Annotated in this window: 16 protein-coding genes; 9 read left to right on the top strand and 7 right to left on the bottom strand. The window is 43.3% G+C overall.

What is annotated here, in order from left to right:
* Positions 1–978 (bottom strand): NAD(P)H-dependent flavin oxidoreductase, encoded by a 978-nt coding sequence (locus tag SD449_RS11480; protein WP_318310747.1) that lies wholly within the window; start codon positions 976–978, stop codon positions 1–3.
* 117 nt (positions 979–1,095) lie between these two features.
* Here SD449_RS11480 and SD449_RS11475 point away from each other — a divergent pair, with 117 nt between their 5' ends.
* A complete protein-coding gene (locus SD449_RS11475; RefSeq protein ID WP_318310745.1) occupies positions 1,096–1,578 on the top strand; it encodes an acyl-CoA thioesterase in 483 nt (160 codons plus the stop codon).
* A gap of 5 nt (positions 1,579–1,583) precedes the next feature.
* On the opposite strand, the gene SD449_RS11470 is transcribed toward SD449_RS11475, so the two are convergent.
* The 4 genes from SD449_RS11470 to SD449_RS11455 all read right to left on the bottom strand — a co-directional run bounded on the left by SD449_RS11470 (position 1,584) and on the right by SD449_RS11455 (position 4,024).
* Positions 1,584–2,243: an SMI1/KNR4 family protein gene (locus SD449_RS11470; RefSeq protein ID WP_318310743.1), complete on the bottom strand. Its 660-nt coding sequence runs from the start codon at positions 2,241–2,243 to the stop codon at positions 1,584–1,586.
* A 54-nt stretch (positions 2,244–2,297) separates the two neighbouring features.
* Positions 2,298–2,669, bottom strand: a complete 372-nt coding sequence (locus SD449_RS11465) for a hypothetical protein (RefSeq protein WP_318310742.1) — start codon at positions 2,667–2,669, stop codon at positions 2,298–2,300.
* A 111-nt stretch (positions 2,670–2,780) separates the two neighbouring features.
* The gene (locus SD449_RS11460) at positions 2,781–3,674 is read right to left on the bottom strand and encodes a DMT family transporter (RefSeq protein ID WP_318310740.1); all 894 of its coding nucleotides are present in this window, start codon (positions 3,672–3,674) and stop codon (positions 2,781–2,783) included.
* Positions 3,671–4,024 carry an arsenate reductase family protein gene (locus SD449_RS11455; protein WP_318310738.1) on the bottom strand — a complete coding sequence of 118 codons (354 nt, stop codon included), beginning with the start codon at positions 4,022–4,024 and terminating at the stop codon, positions 3,671–3,673. The genes SD449_RS11460 and SD449_RS11455 overlap by 4 nt, the downstream gene beginning before the upstream one ends.
* Positions 4,025–4,210: 186 nt before the next feature.
* Here SD449_RS11455 and SD449_RS11450 point away from each other — a divergent pair, with 186 nt between their 5' ends.
* Both SD449_RS11450 and SD449_RS11445 read left to right on the top strand, forming a co-directional pair.
* Complete coding sequence (locus SD449_RS11450; protein WP_318310736.1) at positions 4,211–4,675, top strand: DinB family protein; 465 nt, start codon at positions 4,211–4,213, stop codon at positions 4,673–4,675.
* A 153-nt stretch (positions 4,676–4,828) separates the two neighbouring features.
* Positions 4,829–5,380, top strand: a complete 552-nt coding sequence (locus SD449_RS11445) for a conjugal transfer protein TraO (protein WP_318310735.1) — start codon at positions 4,829–4,831, stop codon at positions 5,378–5,380.
* A 9-nt stretch (positions 5,381–5,389) separates the two neighbouring features.
* On the opposite strand, the gene SD449_RS11440 is transcribed toward SD449_RS11445, so the two are convergent.
* Positions 5,390–6,130 (bottom strand): DUF3298 and DUF4163 domain-containing protein, encoded by a 741-nt coding sequence (locus tag SD449_RS11440; protein WP_318310733.1) that lies wholly within the window; start codon positions 6,128–6,130, stop codon positions 5,390–5,392.
* A gap of 85 nt (positions 6,131–6,215) precedes the next feature.
* Between SD449_RS11440 and SD449_RS11435 the strand changes: the two genes are divergently transcribed.
* From SD449_RS11435 to SD449_RS11420, 4 genes are all read left to right on the top strand, one after another.
* A complete protein-coding gene (locus SD449_RS11435) occupies positions 6,216–7,370 on the top strand; it encodes a cystathionine gamma-synthase (protein WP_318310731.1) in 1,155 nt (384 codons plus the stop codon).
* Between the two features lie 127 nt (positions 7,371–7,497).
* Positions 7,498–8,850, top strand: coding sequence for an NADP-specific glutamate dehydrogenase (gene gdhA, locus SD449_RS11430; protein WP_318310730.1), 1,353 nt, complete (start codon positions 7,498–7,500; stop codon positions 8,848–8,850).
* Positions 8,851–8,937: 87 nt separating this feature from the next.
* On the top strand, positions 8,938–9,657 hold the full coding sequence (recO, locus tag SD449_RS11425; RefSeq protein WP_318310728.1) for a DNA repair protein RecO: 720 nt from the start codon (positions 8,938–8,940) through the stop codon (positions 9,655–9,657).
* Position 9,658: 1 nt separating this feature from the next.
* Entirely contained in the window at positions 9,659–12,079 is a 2,421-nt protein-coding gene (locus SD449_RS11420) for a TonB-dependent receptor (RefSeq protein WP_318310726.1), read from the top strand.
* Between the two features lie 159 nt (positions 12,080–12,238).
* On the opposite strand, the gene SD449_RS11415 is transcribed toward SD449_RS11420, so the two are convergent.
* Positions 12,239–12,508, bottom strand: coding sequence for a hypothetical protein (locus SD449_RS11415; RefSeq protein WP_318310725.1), 270 nt, complete (start codon positions 12,506–12,508; stop codon positions 12,239–12,241).
* 180 nt (positions 12,509–12,688) lie between these two features.
* On the opposite strand from SD449_RS11415, the gene ileS reads away from it, so the two are divergent.
* Both ileS and SD449_RS11405 read left to right on the top strand, forming a co-directional pair.
* Entirely contained in the window at positions 12,689–16,090 is a 3,402-nt protein-coding gene (gene ileS / locus SD449_RS11410; RefSeq protein ID WP_318310723.1) for an isoleucine--tRNA ligase, read from the top strand.
* 4 nt (positions 16,091–16,094) lie between these two features.
* Positions 16,095–16,478 carry a TraR/DksA family transcriptional regulator gene (locus tag SD449_RS11405; protein ID WP_207030815.1) on the top strand — a complete coding sequence of 128 codons (384 nt, stop codon included), beginning with the start codon at positions 16,095–16,097 and terminating at the stop codon, positions 16,476–16,478.
* The last annotated feature ends 1 nt before the right edge of the window (position 16,479 follow it).

The following is a 16,479-nucleotide window of genomic DNA, read 5'->3' as shown; positions in this document are numbered from 1 at the left end:
TTAGTCCTTTGGGTACATTGTTAACAGGTTGGTCTGCTCTTGAATGGCTGTTTTGAAACCTTCTTTTAGATCATCGACCAGTTTGGATACGGGCAGAACATTATCAATGGTGGTTACACCTTGGCCAGCGGACCAAATGGTTTTCCATGCTTTGGCTTCGGTATCCAGTTCCTTGCCAAAATCTATTTTTCTGTCCTTTTTTAAATCTTCATCAGAAATTCCGGCCGCTTTGAGGCTCGCCGCCAAAAAATTGGCATGTACACCGGAAATGGCTGCCGTGTACACCACATCACTGGCACCTGCGTCAATGATCATTTTTCGGTATTCCTCGGTGGCTTTGCTTTCTTCGGTATTGATGAAACGTGTGCCCATGTAAGCTAGGTCTGCTCCCATTTGCATTGCAGAGGCAACATCCCTTCCCGTACTTATGCACCCTGATAAAATAATGGTCTTGTCAAAAAAATTCTTTACCTCCGCTATCAAGCTCATCGGGTTGATGGTGCCTCCGTGCCCACCTGCTCCGGCCGAGACTAAAATGAGACCGTCCACACCGGCTTCGGCAGCTTTTTCGGCATGTCTCTTTTTAATAATGTCGTGGAATACCAAACCGCCATAGCTGTGAATGGCATCGACCACCTGACTTACGGCCCCAAGCGAGGTGATGACCAAAGGCACTTTATGTTTTATGCAGAGCTTTACATCGGCCTCCAATCTTGGATTGGTAGGGTGCACTACCAAGTTGACCCCAAAGGGAGCCGCTTTTTTTCCGGTTTCCTCCTCAAATACCTTTAGTTCCGATTTAATTTGGATGAGCCATTCCTCAAATCCCTCGCTCGTTCTTTGGTTAAGTGCGGGAAAAGTGCCCACTATTCCATTTTTACAGCATTCCACCACTAGTTTTGGTCCTGAAATCAGGAACATGGGGGCGGCAATAACGGGCAGGGATAGATTTTTGATGAAATCGGCTTTATGGCTCATAAGGTCAATGTTAAACATTGTTTAAAAATAGGAACAATTCTGCTTGTTATATGGAACAGGTTATCAAAACTATGGTATTTTTACAACTATTATGCATGCATAGCAAAATAACTGATTATGTTTTTAAAAGAATTTGAGATCCGATGGAGCGATACGGACGCTAATCGACACTTGGCTAACTCTGCCTATATTAATTTTATGAGCCATACCCGAATGGCATATTTGGGACAACTGGGATTCAACCAAAAGAGCATGTCCAAACACAATATTGGGCCCGTGGTATTCTATGAGCACGTGTACTATTTTAAAGAAGCATTTCCTGGAATACCAGTAAAGGTTTCGTTGGAGTTTGTGGGGATGAGCGAGGACGGAATGTTCTTCGAATTCAGGCACAATTTTTACGACCATAAAGGGAAAAACTTTGCACGCTGCGAAATGATGGGAGCTTGGATAGATTTAAAGGAAAGAAAATTGACGGGACTTCCGGATGAATTTCTCAAGGCGTTCGAGTCCATGGAAAAAACGGAAGATTTTAAAATCTTGACCAAAGCCGATACCCGAAGGTTTGTTCAGGTGCCGAAGGATATCGAGATCAAGTAGATTTTTCAATCTTGCGAGTACCCAAACCAACTTGGGGAAGTTCTGATCAATTTTCCCGAGATGATTTCATCCAACCAGCGCTCGTACCAGTCCAAAAAGTTTTTGTCTTTTGAAAAGGTGGGAGGTGTATCGCCACCTCGATCTAGATTTACAACCATTCCTTGGTGTGGACCATTCAAAACGAGAGCATGAATGTAAGTGCAACCTTGTGAACCTAATGGCAATAGCCCAGCATAAAGGCTCCCGTTCAGTTTGTCAAATTCTTCATCGGGAATATCTTCGTCATTTATCATAAAATCGATTAACTCCTCCCATTGGGCCTCTGTAATACTTGGGTAGAGTTTGCAATCACCGCTTAAATGTTTTTCAACATCATGGTAGATAAGATCATCTAAACTTTGTCCTAAAGGATAAATACCAAAAAAAGGTCCTGCTCCGGATTTCAGGTAGGAGCTTCCTCCATTTCCAACGTTCAGTACAAATGCCCTGTAGCATTCCGGAAGCTGAATTTGAAATATTTTTTCAAAAGCTTCCACGATTTCAATATTCAAGGGAGGATTTAGTTCGTACTTGTGGCTTCCAGCACCGAAAACCTGACGGTTGGCATCCTTTTCTTTTGCCAATTTCAATTTCTGTTTGATTTGCTGTATTTGATCTTCAATCATTCGTTAAAGGTGTTTTGGGATTTGGAGGTATTTGAATTTTGTCAAGAATCTTGATTAAATTTTGGAATGGTCCTCTGATTGCCGCTTTTTCATCACGTGGTTTTTTATGCCAATGTTATAAATGAACAACAGCAAGAAGCAGAATATAAGGACAGCAATGGCCAGGTCATGTACTGAAACAATAGGTTTGTTCAAATGAAGAAAAAGACCGACCGGGCCATCTAAACGGAGAGGCGTGTCTATTTGTTCTACTTTCCATGTTTCAGGAAAAACGCCAAGTATTATGTTGTCCACAAATTCAATTATCAAATAAAACCCACCAAGGTGGAGCAATGGATTTATTTTATAGGCCTTGTTTAAAATTCGGTACAAAAACAGATATACCAGAAAGATAACAACTCCCATAAGGACACCGAGCAAAACCATTCTTTGACATTTTTTAAGGGTGATTCCCTAAAAGTATACAGGTTGAGGTTAACTAAGCTCGCCCAATTGATGAATGCAAGATTTGAATTGACGGATACGGATAAATTTTGACTAGATACCCTTTTTTTGCTTTTGACTGGCCAAATAAACACCTACCAGTACAAAGACCATAGCTGTAATTTTGATGAGACTGAGATGGTCCTTGCCGGTGAAAAGGGCAAAAAGGATGCCCACCAATGGCTGAACATAAACAAATGCGCCTACGGAGGAAGCTTTGAGCTGTGTTAGGGCAAAGACATTGAACAAATAGGTCAAAAATGTGGTGCCAATAACCACAAATGCCACGGAACCATAGGCCCAAAGCGGCATTGCCGACCAGTTAATTTCCAAAACCTCTGGAAGGGTTATGGGTAGGTTGATTACAAGGGCGATGGTGAAAAGCCATTTCATCATGGTAAACGGATGGTACCGCTGTATCAATTTTTTTACCAAAATCAAATAGGAACCATAGGCAGTCGCATTGATGATGAACAAAAAGTTCCCAAAGGGAATATTGGGTGCGTCTTGTCTTACCTCCGCCCCGAACATAATAAGCCCCACGGCGCCCACAAAACCCAAAAAAATTCCAAGGCCCTTGTTCAGGGTTATCCGCTCGCTCAAAAACAAGGCAGAAAGCACTACCACGATAATAGGAGTGATGGTCACCAGTACCGCACTATTGATAGGCGTTGAAAGCTGTAATCCCTTGAAAAAGGAGAGCATATTGATGGACATGCCCATAATGGAGCACAAGAATATACGGCCCCAATCCCTTTTCTCGATTTTTTCCTTGGGACCGAACAGGGTAATCAGCCAAAAGAGCGCTGCGGCCCCGGCCACCCTTAAAAAAATGAACCCAAAAGGCCCAACGTGCATGGGCATGACCCCTTTGGCCACAGTGTGGTTTATGCCATAAATGACGGTGGCACCTATGGCGGCCAAAATGGCGAGGGTCCGTTTGCTCATGAATGTAGGGCTTCCTTGGCGGTTTCCACGGTTTTTTTGGAATTGCCAACAAAGATTTGGTCACCTACCAAGATTACGGGTCTTTTTAAAAAAGTATAGTGTTCCAAGATGAGGTTCTTGTAATCGGTTTCAGAGAGTTCCTTTTCATGTAAACCCCGTTGTCTAAAAAGCATGGCCCTTCTGCTAAAAAGCGTTTCATAGTTCCCCGCCCTTTTGGACATTTCTTCCAATTGTTCGGGTGTAATCACTTCGGATTTTATTTCCTGTAGCTCCACTCCTTCTAGTGGTTCCAGTTCTTTAAGGATGCGCTTGCAGGTTGAGCAACTGCCCAAATGGTATATTTTTTTCATATCAATGCTGCTGGATAGGCAAAGGAAATCAAAAATCCATCAAATCCTGTTACGAACATGTAAATTCAACAGCTTTAAAAGCTGATGTTGGTTTTTTACTGTAGATATAATCTTGCTTAATGGAAAGGTTTTTCGGATTTTAGGGCTAGTTTTACCATAACAATGTTTTGAATCAAATCGAAAGCAATGGAAAAAATATTTGATATCCTTCTTAAAAACAGAAAAATACTTCACGATTTTTTGCAGAACACTCCCAAAGAAGAGCTGTTCAAAATACCGGACGGATTCAACAACAATATTTGGTGGAATATTGCCCATGTGGTCGTAACCCCACAATTGCTCATGTATAAATTGAGCGGTCTTGATTTTACCATTGAGGAAGATTTGATCAACAAATACAAAAAGGGGACGTATCCGGAAGGAGAACCGTCACAAGAGGAGATGGATAAAATTTCAGCCTATCTTTTTAGTACCGTTAAGCACATTCAATTGGACTATGGCCACGGTAAGTTCAAAAATTATATGGAGTACATGACCACGCCAAAAATTGGGTTGAGCAGTCCCGAAGATGCCCTGTCTTTCAATGTCTTCCACGAAGGGCTCCATCTTGGGGCCATTTTGGCCTTGAAAAAGGCGTTGGCAATGCGTTAGGCCTTGTTTTTTTGGCTTACCATCAATCGCTATATCGTATTGTTGTTCTTGCTGTTACGTCTTGATCGCAAAATGAGCGGATAAAAATCGGAGGGAAGGAAAATCCGCTATATTTGTTCCATAATATTGTTAAGAACCCAAATCTTAATCAAGATGAAACACTACCATTTATGTTTTGGGCTGCTGTTGGCGGCCTTAATTCTCCCTGCGCAACAATGTCTTTCCCAAAGAAGTTATTTGTCCTTGGGAGCCGTGCCCACTTACAAAACGGATGGATACGGTATTCAGTTGAGTGCAAACCATTACCACAGCACCACGGACTATATCCAAGTATCTTTGGCAGCCACTTTTTCCAAGGAAAAGCCCAATGCCGGAGTGGAATTTCCGTACGATGATTATTTTCTGAACCTGGGCTATTTTACCACCATTCTTGGTTCGCCCAAAAGAGGTATCAACTTCTATTTTGGAGGAGGCCCTTCTTTGGGATACAAGTACATTAATGATGGGAAGACCGATTTTGCCTTTGATGCCCTTGAGGCAGAAAGCAGTTTTATTTATGGTGCCTATGCTTCTTTTGAAATGGATTTCTTTGTTTCGGATGCTTTTTCATTGATTGTGCCCGTCAATGGGTTTTATCACTTCAATAGCGACCTCAACGATTCCACGCTGTTGTTGGGAGCGGGCCTCCGCTATTACTTAAAATAGGCACATTTTTTAAATCTTCACCTTCCGTTTTAGGTATGGGTTGACTTCGGCGTAGGGCATTGTTAAAACAATGGGGCCATCCGCATATGAGGCCACTTCGTATTGATTGTAAATTAGTTGCAGGCCATCTTGGGTATAGCCGAGATTATTGGGCAAATGGAACGCATCGCCTTCGAACATAAACCCAGTATCATTGATGTTGGCCTCTCTTGGAATTTTCTCTTGATTTCGGAACAGGGTCTCCGCAAAATCCTCGAACCCATCCAGATCCTTAAAAAGTTCCCGATTGTCCAATTCCCTGGACTCCGCTTTGTCAAAATTGAGGAACGAGGTCGAGGCATATCCGTGGGCACCGCCCGTAAAAGAATAGGAATTTAATACCAGTGTGATTATGTTTTCGTCCTCGTAAACCACTTCCCCATCTATTTTGGCTTCCCACTGCACCTCGTCCGGGAATTTGGTCTTGAGCTCCTTGTAACTGGAAGTGAAAGATTGCAAGGCTTTGTTCACGTTGTCAATGTTTTCATCTTCGGTAAAGGATAAAATACTGATTATTTCTTCCCTAACGGACCTATTAATGGCTTCGGAAACACCGGAATCGTCCAACGCATTCGGAAAATTGATTTCGATCTTAGGGCAGCCTTTACAGTCCTCCCCCAGCATTCGTGTAGGCTCAAAAGTAAGTTTGCTTTCGGTCTGGCAACCAAGTAGAATGCACAGGATAAGAATAGGGGCAAGGAATTTTTTCATGAATCGAGGTTTTGGGTCATCAAAAATAACACTTCGTTGAATAGGCAGAAAGATAACGATACATTTGTAGTAAGATAATTTCGATATGGGCAAAAAAGAGTTAAAATTCAATAGTAAAGCCATTCACGGAGGACAGCAACCCGATGCGGCATATGGAGCGGTAATGCCGCCCATATACCAAACATCCACATACGCACAAACTACCCCGGGCGGACACAAGGGATATGAATATTCCAGAGGTGCCAATCCCACGAGGACCGCCCTGGAAAATGCCGTGGCCAGTCTGGAAAACGGAAATTTTGGAATGGGCTTTGGCAGTGGTATGGCCGCCATTGATGCGGTAATGAAACTATTGCAGCCAGGGGACCAGGTTATCTGTACCGGGGATCTTTACGGGGGCAGTTACCGACTTTTTAAAAGGGTGTATGAGAAATTTGGGATCAAGTTCCGGTTTTCGGACATGGTGGATATGGAAGAGCTGTTGTCCCAAATAAATGAAAACACCAAATTGGTCTGGGTGGAGACTCCTACCAACCCCATGATGAACATTATCGATATTGAAGCGGTATCGAAAATCACCAAAAAACACAATATATGGTTGGCGGTCGACAACACTTTTGCTACCCCATACCTGCAAAGACCTCTGGAATTGGGTGCCGATATTGTAATGCATTCCGCAACCAAATATTTAGCAGGTCATAGTGATGTGGTGGTTGGTGCCTTGGTGGTAAACGACCAAGAACTGGCCGATCAATTATATTTTATCCAGAAATCCAGCGGAGGTATTTGCGGTCCCATGGACAGTTTTTTGACCCTACGTGGGATAAAAACGCTACACGTGCGTATGCAACGACATTGCGAAAATGGAGAATACATCGCCAAATATTTGGAGAATCATCCTAAAATCGATAAAGTGTACTGGCCCGGTTTTGCGGACCACCCAAACCATGAAGTGGCAAAAAAACAGATGAGCGGATTTGGCGGGATGATTTCCTTCGTGCCCAAGGGCGGAAGCTACGAAAACGCGATAAAAATAGTGGAGAACTTGAAAATATTTACCCTAGCCGAATCGTTAGGAGGTGTCGAAAGTTTGGTGGGCCATCCGGCAAGCATGTCACACGGAAGTATTCCAAAGGAAGAACGCGAAAAAAATGGTGTTGTAGACGCCTTGATCAGGCTAAGTGTGGGCATAGAGGACGTGGAAGATTTGATTGATGACCTAGAACAGGCCCTTAACTAAAATATTTTGAAAAATTTATAAAAAATAAATATTCAAATTATGGAAATACTATAATTTTGCCCTCAGAATAACAATTCAATAAAAAATCGCTTTTTATAAGCGGAAAGACAAATAATTTTATCCGTATATGGAAGAAAGAATAGAAGACAAGATAAAAGGATTTATGGATGAGGTGATCACCAGAAATGGTCATGAGCCCGAATTTATCCAAGCTGTTCAAGAGGTTGCTGAAACAGTGATACCTTATATTGTTCAGCACGACATCTATCATGGTAAAAATATCCTATTAAGAATGGTGGAGCCTGAGCGATTGATTTCGTTCCGTGTGGCCTGGATAGATGATGATGGGGAAATCCATGTGAACCGTGGATACCGTGTGCAAATGAACTCTGCCATTGGACCTTACAAAGGAGGGCTTCGTTTTCACCCAACGGTAAACGCAAGTGTTTTGAAGTTCTTGGCATTTGAGCAAGTATTTAAAAATAGTTTGACCACCCTGCCCATGGGCGGAGGTAAAGGAGGTTCCGATTTTGACCCAAAAGGTAAATCCGATGACGAGATCATGCGTTTTTGCCACGCCTTTATGACAGAGCTTTGCAGGCACATCGGTCCAAATACCGATATCCCTGCTGGTGACATCGGCGTTGGCGCCCGTGAAATTGGGTTCCTGTTCGGTATGTACAAGAAAATCCGAAACGAGTTTACAGGGGTATTGACAGGAAAAGGACTTTCTTGGGGAGGTTCCTTGATTCGTCCGGAAGCTACGGGTTATGGTACGGTGTATTTTGCCGATAGCATGCTCAAGACGCAGAACGAGACTTTTAAAGACAAGAAGGTAGTGATTTCAGGCTCTGGTAACGTGGCCCAATACGCTGCCGAAAAGGTGTTGCACCTTGGAGGTAAGGTTTTGACACTTTCGGACTCTGGAGGATTTATCTACGACAAGGACGGAATTGATGAAGGCAAGTTGGCCTTTGTCATGGAATTGAAGAACAATAAACGAGGAAGAATTTCGGAGTATGTGGATAAATATCCATCCGCAGAGTTCCACAAAGGGGAAACACCTTGGAAAGTGGCCTGTGATATTGCATTGCCATGTGCCACCCAGAATGAGTTGAACGGTGATGATGCGAAGACGTTGATAAAAAATGGATGTATCGCGGTGGCAGAAGGAGCGAACATGCCCTCTACTCCAGAAGCAATACATGCGTTCCACGATGCCAAGATCTTGTTCGCACCCGGAAAAGCTTCCAATGCAGGAGGTGTGGCCACTTCAGGTTTGGAGATGAGCCAAAACTCATTGCGTATCAGCTGGACCAGGGAAGAGGTGGACAAGCGATTGAAAGGAATCATGTCCGACATTCACGATGCCTGTATGCAATACGGCGACGAGGACGGATATTGCAACTACGTAAAAGGAGCGAATATCGCCGGTTTCGTAAAAGTTGCGGACGCTATGTTGGCCCAGGGGGTGATATAGTCCCTTCACGAACATAAATTTAGATTGGCAGTTACCGGATGTAGTGGTTACATTTACACTTCTGGTAACTGCTTTTTTTATTAGCCCATGCAAATCACCACAAAGGCCATTGTGCTCTCCTCCCTAAAATATGGGGATACTAGCCTTATTGTAAGGGCCTTTACCCGATCGGATGGTATAAAGTCGTATTTGCTCAAAGGGGTGCTCGCCTCCAAAAAAGCAAAGATCAGACCCGCATATTTTTTGCCGTTGATGCAATTGGAAATTCAGGCAAACCACAAAAACAAAGGAACTTTGGAAAGTATCCGGGATGTTAGGGTGGCCATTCCGTACCAGACCATGCACACCGATATCGTAAAAAATAGTGTGGTTCTTTTTTTGGCCGAAATGTTGGGAAATTCCATTCAGGAACAGGAACAGGACGAAAGCCTGTATAATTATTTGGAGTATTCGCTGCATTGGATGGATATTCATCCGTTGTCGCCCAATTTTCACATTTTGTTTTTATTGAATTTGACCAAGTATTTAGGGTTCTATCCGGATACTTCATATCAAAACGCGCCGTTTTTTGATCTTTTGGAAGGGAGCTTCAGCAAAACACCATCGCTTAACCCTTTGATTCAGAGTGAAAATCTGGAAAGTTTTAAGAAATTTTTAGGCATGGATTTTGTGGCACTACAAACGATCCAACTAACTAAGTCGAACAGGCGAGAACTCTTAAAATTGGTGATTCAATATTTCCGTTTACATGTGCATGGATTTAGGGAACCAAAGTCCCTCGCCGTATTAAATGCAGTATTTACTTAAAATGCAACACCTAAAACCAACCTTAACCTTATTTTTTTTACTTTTTGGTTTGCTTTTATATGGCCAGGAGGTCACCGTATTGGATGCCGATACCGGAATTCCTGTGGACAACGTAGCCATATTCAACAAGGACCAATCCAAATCAACCATTTCGGATTCCAATGGCAAAAGTGAGCTCGATATTTTTTCGCCAAACGAGAAGATTACCTTTAAACATATCAGCTACGAAGCATATACCACGACCAAAGAGCAGATTGAACGGCGGGGCAACCGGGTATACCTTCTTCTAAAAACCGAGGAGCTTCAAGAAGTGGTCATGTCCGTGTCCAAATGGGAACAGCAAAAAAAACATATTCCGCAAAAGATAGAGACTTTTGATGCCCGAAACATTGCTTTCACGGCACCGCAGACCTCTGCGGACCTGCTACAGAACAGCGGAAAGATATTTGTTCAAAAAAGTCAACTGGGTGGTGGTAGCCCCATGATCAGGGGGTTTGCCACCAATAGGATTTTATTGTCCGTAGACGGTGTACGGATGAACAATGCCATTTTCAGGGGAGGAAACCTTCAAAATGTAATCTCCATTGACCCATTTACCATAAAAAAGACCGAGGTGACCTTTGGTCCGGGCTCCGTGATCTACGGTAGTGATGCCATTGGTGGCGTAATGAACTTTTATACCCAGCAACCACGCTTTTCCTTTGCGGATAGTCTTGCTTTTTCAGGAAACATTAATTACCGATATGCTTCGGCCAACAACGAAAACACCGCCCATGTGGATTTCAACTTTGGAAAGGAAAAATGGGCATCTTATTCCAGTTTTACATACAACAATTTTGATGATCTGAAGATGGGCGAACATGGTCCCGAATCCTATCTCAGGAACAATTATGTGGTACGAGAAAACGGCACGGATGTTCTGGTTCAGAACGATAACCCCAAAAAGCAGGTCGGTTCTGGTTACGATCAGGTTAATTTCCTTCAAAAGTTCACCTACCGGCCCAATAATACTTGGAACTACGATTTGGGACTGTACTACTCCGAAACGTCGGATTTCCCCCGTTATGATAGATTGATTCGTCCAACAAGCGACGGCGAAGGCCTTCGTTCCGCGGAATGGTACTATGGTCCCCAGAAATGGTTCATGGGAAATGTTCAAATCACCCAAAAAGGAAAGAACAAATTTTATGATGGCGTAAAATTGACCACGGCCTATCAATTTTTTGAAGAAAGTAGGAACGATAGAGGTTTTCAAGATGTAGAATTGTACTCCACCAAAGAAAAAGTGGATGCATTGTCAGTAAACTTGGATTTTGAGAACAAAAAAATAGGGGCACTCAATCTGTATTATGGGGCCGAATACGTGTTCAATAAAGTGCATTCCATGGGGAACATGCGCAATTTTGAAACCGATGAAGTTGAGGAGACCGCATCAAGGTATCCTGATGGCTCTACTTGGCAGACGCTTGCTGGTTATATCAATGGAGAGTATCAATTAAAGCCTAATCTTTCGCTCTTATCAGGAATTCGTTACAGTCAAGTTTGGGTAGATGCTACATTTGACACCACCTACTACCCTTTTCCGTTTGATGAAGCCGATATCGTTACCGGAGCACTTACAGGAAGTTTGGGACTTAGTTGGTTCCCACGGTCAGATCTGCAAGTTACGTTGAACGGTTCTACAGGTTTTAGGGCACCCAATATTGATGATATCGGAAAGATATTTGATTCAGAACCTGGTTCCGTAGTGGTGCCCAATCCCGATTTGGAGCCGGAGTATGCATACAATGGAGAATTGGGCATCCGAAAAAACTTTAATGACGTCGTGGTTTTAAAAGGTGCGACCTATTATATCTATTTGGTCGATGCTCTTGTACGAAGAGATTTCTCTTTTGGAGGTCAGACCGAGATTGAATACAATGGCGAGCTAAGTAATGTTCAGGCCATCCAAAACGCGGCCAAGGCCTATGTCTACGGTTTTGAATTTGGTTTGGAAGCTTATTTTAATGAGCATTTGTCCTTAAATTCCAATCTAACCTTGACGGAGGGTGTTGAAGAAGATGATGACGGTACCGATAGCCCATCGCGTCATGCGGCACCTACTTTTGGGGACGTTCATCTTATTTGGGAAAACCAAAAACTAAAGGCTGATGTTTTTGTCAATTATAACGGGGAGGTGAGCAATGATGATCTCGCGCTTTCCGAAAAGGGAAAAACTTACATGTATGCCAGTGATGCCAACGGGAATCCTTTTTCGCCATCATGGTACACCTTGAACTTTAGGTCCCAATATCAAATTACAAATGCATTGAAGGCATCCGTGAGCTTGGAAAACATGACGAACCAACGCTATCGGATGTACAGTTCCGGAATTGCGGCGCCAGGGACAAATTTGGTTTTAGGGTTGGGATATGTTTTTTAAAAAAATGAGGGTGTCTAAAAAGTATTCATAACTTGATTTGTCCGGTTGAGCCTGTCGAAACTGATATTGATTATCAGTAAGTTAAAAATATTTCGACAAGCTCAATATGACATCGATTTACTTTTTAGACACCCTCATTTTATTGGTATTCGCATCAACTTACATGCTGTCGATGGCCTTTTCTGCAGCATCCATGGTTTCTTTTCCGGCTTTTTCGATGCTATCCAAAGCTTTTTTACCCATTTCCTTGGCTTCTTTGCCGGCCTCTTTCAGTGCATCGGCGGCATCTTCGGCCGCTTCTTCCAAATCTTCCCCGGCCTCGTTCAGCGTTTCTTTTGCCTCCTCGGTCTTGTCCTTTGTGTCCCTACAAGAGGTCAGCGCAGATAGTGATAAAGTCAATACCATTGCGGCAAGCAGTACTTTTTTCATGTGAATAATGGTTAAGTGTTAATGATGCATCAAGATAGGTAAATTATGGCGAATTGGGTATTTGCGGCATATCATATTTAGGTTAAGGGAATTAAGCGGATTCTTATGCCAAAAGGGAGGGTATAATTCCATCTAAATTTATAATTTTGCAAACTTGAATTCTAGTAGAAGAAGCAGTATATGAAGTTTGCGGAATATAAGGGATTGGATTTGCCAAAAGTATCTGAGAACATTCTTGACTTTTGGAAGGACAAACAGATTTTTGAAAAGAGCGTTTCCACACGGGAAGGCAAGGAGAGCTACGTGTTTTACGAAGGCCCTCCATCTGCAAACGGGATGCCTGGGATTCACCACGTAATGGCGCGGACCATCAAGGATATCTTTCCACGGTACAAAACCATGAAAGGCTTTCAAGTAAAAAGAAAGGCGGGATGGGATACCCACGGACTGCCCGTAGAAATCGGGGTGGAAAAGGAATTGGGCATTACCAAGGAAGATATTGGTAAAAAAATATCGGTAGAGGATTACAACGCAGCCTGTAAAAAAGCGGTAATGCGCTACACGGATGTGTGGAACGAGATGACTGAAAAAGTGGGATACTGGGTGGATATGGACGACCCGTACATCACCTATAAGCCCAAGTATATGGAATCCGTTTGGTGGCTCCTCAAACAGATTTACGACAAAGGACTCATTTATAAAGGATACACCATTCAGCCTTACTCGCCAAAGGCGGGCACAGGGTTAAGCTCCCACGAGCTGAATCAGCCTGGAACGTATCAAGATGTGACGGACACTACGGTAACCGCACAGTTCAAGGCCAAAGCCGATTCGCTTCCCGATTTTTTGAAGAAGGTGGACGGAGACATTCATTTTTTGGCATGGACGACCACACCTTGGACGCTTCCATCCAACACGGCATTGACGGTAGGGCCAAAAATCGAATATGTCCTTGTGAAATCGTACAACCAATATACGTTTGAGCCCATTAACGTGGTGCTGGCCAAAAATTTGGTAGGCTACAATTTTTCAGGAAAGTTTGCCAAGGTAGAAACAGCAGAAGAATTGAAATCATTCCAAGAAAGTGATAAAAAGATTCCATATTGGGTCGGCGAATCTTTTGTGGGGAATGATTTGGTAGGTATCCAGTACGAGCAATTGATAGATTATGTGCAACCCTATCAAAACCCAGAGAATGCCTTCAGAATAATTGCCGGGGATTTTGTAACTACCGAAGACGGTACAGGAATCGTGCATACCGCGCCCACCTTTGGTGCGGACGATGCCTTGGTAGCCAAACAGGCCACTCCAGAGGTTCCGCCCATGTTGGTTTTGGATGAAAATGACAACCCAGTTCCGTTGGTGGACCTTCAAGGGAGGTTTAGACCTGAATTGAAAGAGTTTGGCGGCAAATATGTAAAGAACGAATATTACGACGAGGGCGAAGTACCTGAAAAGTCGGTCGATGTAGAGATTGCCATCAAACTGAAAATAGAAAATAAGGCCTTTAAGGTCGAAAAATATGTCCACAGCTACCCTAATTGCTGGCGTACCGATAAACCCATTTTGTACTATCCATTAAATTCTTGGTTCATCAAAGTAACCGATGTCAAGGATCGTATGTTCGAGTTGAACCAGACCATCAACTGGAAACCAAAATCCACAGGGGAGGGCCGTTTTGGCAACTGGTTGGCCAATGCCAACGATTGGAACCTATCGCGCTCGAGATATTGGGGCATTCCATTACCGATCTGGCGAACAGAAGACGGCAAGGAGGAATTGATCATCGGTTCCGTGGATGAGTTGAAATCGGAAATGGCCAAAGCCGTTGAAGCGGGCGTGATGGACAGGGACGTGTTCGAGGATTTTGTAGTAGGCGATATGAGCGAGGAGAACTACGATAAGATCGATCTACATAAAAATATTGTGGACGGCATCACTTTGGTTTCCCCATCGGGACAGCCTATGAAACGTGAGGCCGATCTTATCGATGTTTGGTTCGATAGTGGTTCCATGCCCTACGCACAATGGCATTATCCGTTCGAAAACAAGGAACTAATAGACGATGGAGTGGCATTCCCTGCCAATTTTATCGCCGAAGGTGTGGACCAGACCCGCGGTTGGTTCTATACACTACACGCAATCGGAACCATGGTTTTTGATAGCATTGCGTATAAAAATGTGGTGTCCAACGGACTTGTTCTGGACAGGGAAGGCAAAAAAATGTCCAAACGATTGGGCAATGCGGTAGACCCCTTCGAGGTGCTGCCCGAACATGGGCCCGATGCCACACGATGGTACATGATTTCCAATGCCAACCCTTGGGACAACCTAAAGTTTGATATTGAAGGCGTTGTCGAAGTAAAGCGAAAATTCTTCGGAACACTCTACAACACCTATTCCTTTATGGCGCTTTATGCCAATATTGATGAGTTTGGCTATTCCGAAGCCGATATTCCTTTGGAAGAAAGACCAGAGATCGACCAATGGATATTGTCGGAACTTCACACGTTGATCAAAAACGTGGATGAGGCTTACGATAATTATGAAGCCACCCGTGCCGCTCGAATGATTTCCGATTATGTTCAGGAAAACTTGAGCAACTGGTATGTTCGATTGAGCAGGAGACGTTTCTGGAAAGGGGATTATCAAACGGATAAGATTTCCGCTTACCAAACACTGTATACCTGCTTGACGACCGTTGCGAAATTATCCGCACCCATTGCTCCGTTCTTTATGGATCAATTGTACAGGGATTTGGACGCGACCACTCAAAAAGACGGTTTTGAAAGCGTACACTTGGCGGATTTCCCAGTTTTTGATGCCAGCATGGTGAACAAGGATTTGGAGCGTAAGATGCAATTGGCACAGAAAATTTCCTCCTTGGTGCTTTCCATCCGTCAGAAGGAAAAAATTAAGGTTCGCCAACCGCTCCAGAAAATCATGATTCCAATTTTGGACGATCAGCAGCGAAAGGATATCGAGGCGGTTTCCAATTTGGTTAAATCCGAGGTGAACGTGAAGGAAATCCAGATGCTGGACGATGCTTCGGGAGTATTGGTAAAACAAATAAAACCCAATTTCAAGGTGTTGGGCCCGAAATTTGGTAAGGATATGAAGGCGATTGCCGCCGAAGTGTCCAAATTGGGCCAAGAGGACATACAAAAAATGGAGCGTGAAGGTGAATTATTGCTACAGTTGGAAAATAAAACCGTTAATTTACAGTTAACCGATGTAGAAATAAGTTCCCAGGATATCGAAGGATGGTTGGTAGCAAGTGCCGGTCCCCTGACCGTGGCATTGGATGTAACCATTGATGAGACCTTGAAAAAGGAAGGTATTGCAAGAGAACTTGTAAACCGAATCCAGAATCTTAGAAAGGAATCAGGATTTGAAGTGACAGATAAAATTGATATAAAAATATTGAAGGACGGCCTAGTGGAAAATGCGGTTTCCAGTAATGAGGAATACATCAAAACGGAAACCTTGACCGCCCAGCTGAACTTTGAGGAAAAACTTGAAGAAGGCGTTGCAATAGCCTTTGATGAAGTGAACACAAAATTGTTTATTCAAAAACATTGAAAAAATGGCAGAAGATTCAAAAGTAAGATACTCCGATGCGGATCTGGCAGAGTTCAGGGCCCTGATCGAAGAAAAAATGGAAAAAGCCAAGAATCACTTGGAGCTTTTGAAGAGTTCCTATATGAACGATGGCAATAACGGCACCGATGATACCTCGCCGACCTTTAAAGCATTCGAGGAAGGTTCCGAGACCATGAGCAAGGAAGCCAATACCCAATTGGCCATTCGTCAGGAGAAGTTTATCCGAGACCTTAAGAACGCATTGTTGAGGATCGAGAACAAGACCTATGGCATTTGCAGGGTCACAGGAAAGCTGATCAACAAAGAACGCCTAAAACTTGTGCCCCATGCTACATTGAGCATAGAGGCCAAGAATATGCAGAAATAAA

The sequence above is a fragment of the Flagellimonas crocea genome (assembly GCF_033441595.1).
In the GTDB taxonomy this organism is placed as follows: Bacteria; Bacteroidota; Bacteroidia; order Flavobacteriales; family Flavobacteriaceae; genus Flagellimonas; species Flagellimonas crocea.
Note: the sequence above shows the minus strand (reverse complement) of the source record. Positions and strands in the feature narration are given on the sequence as shown.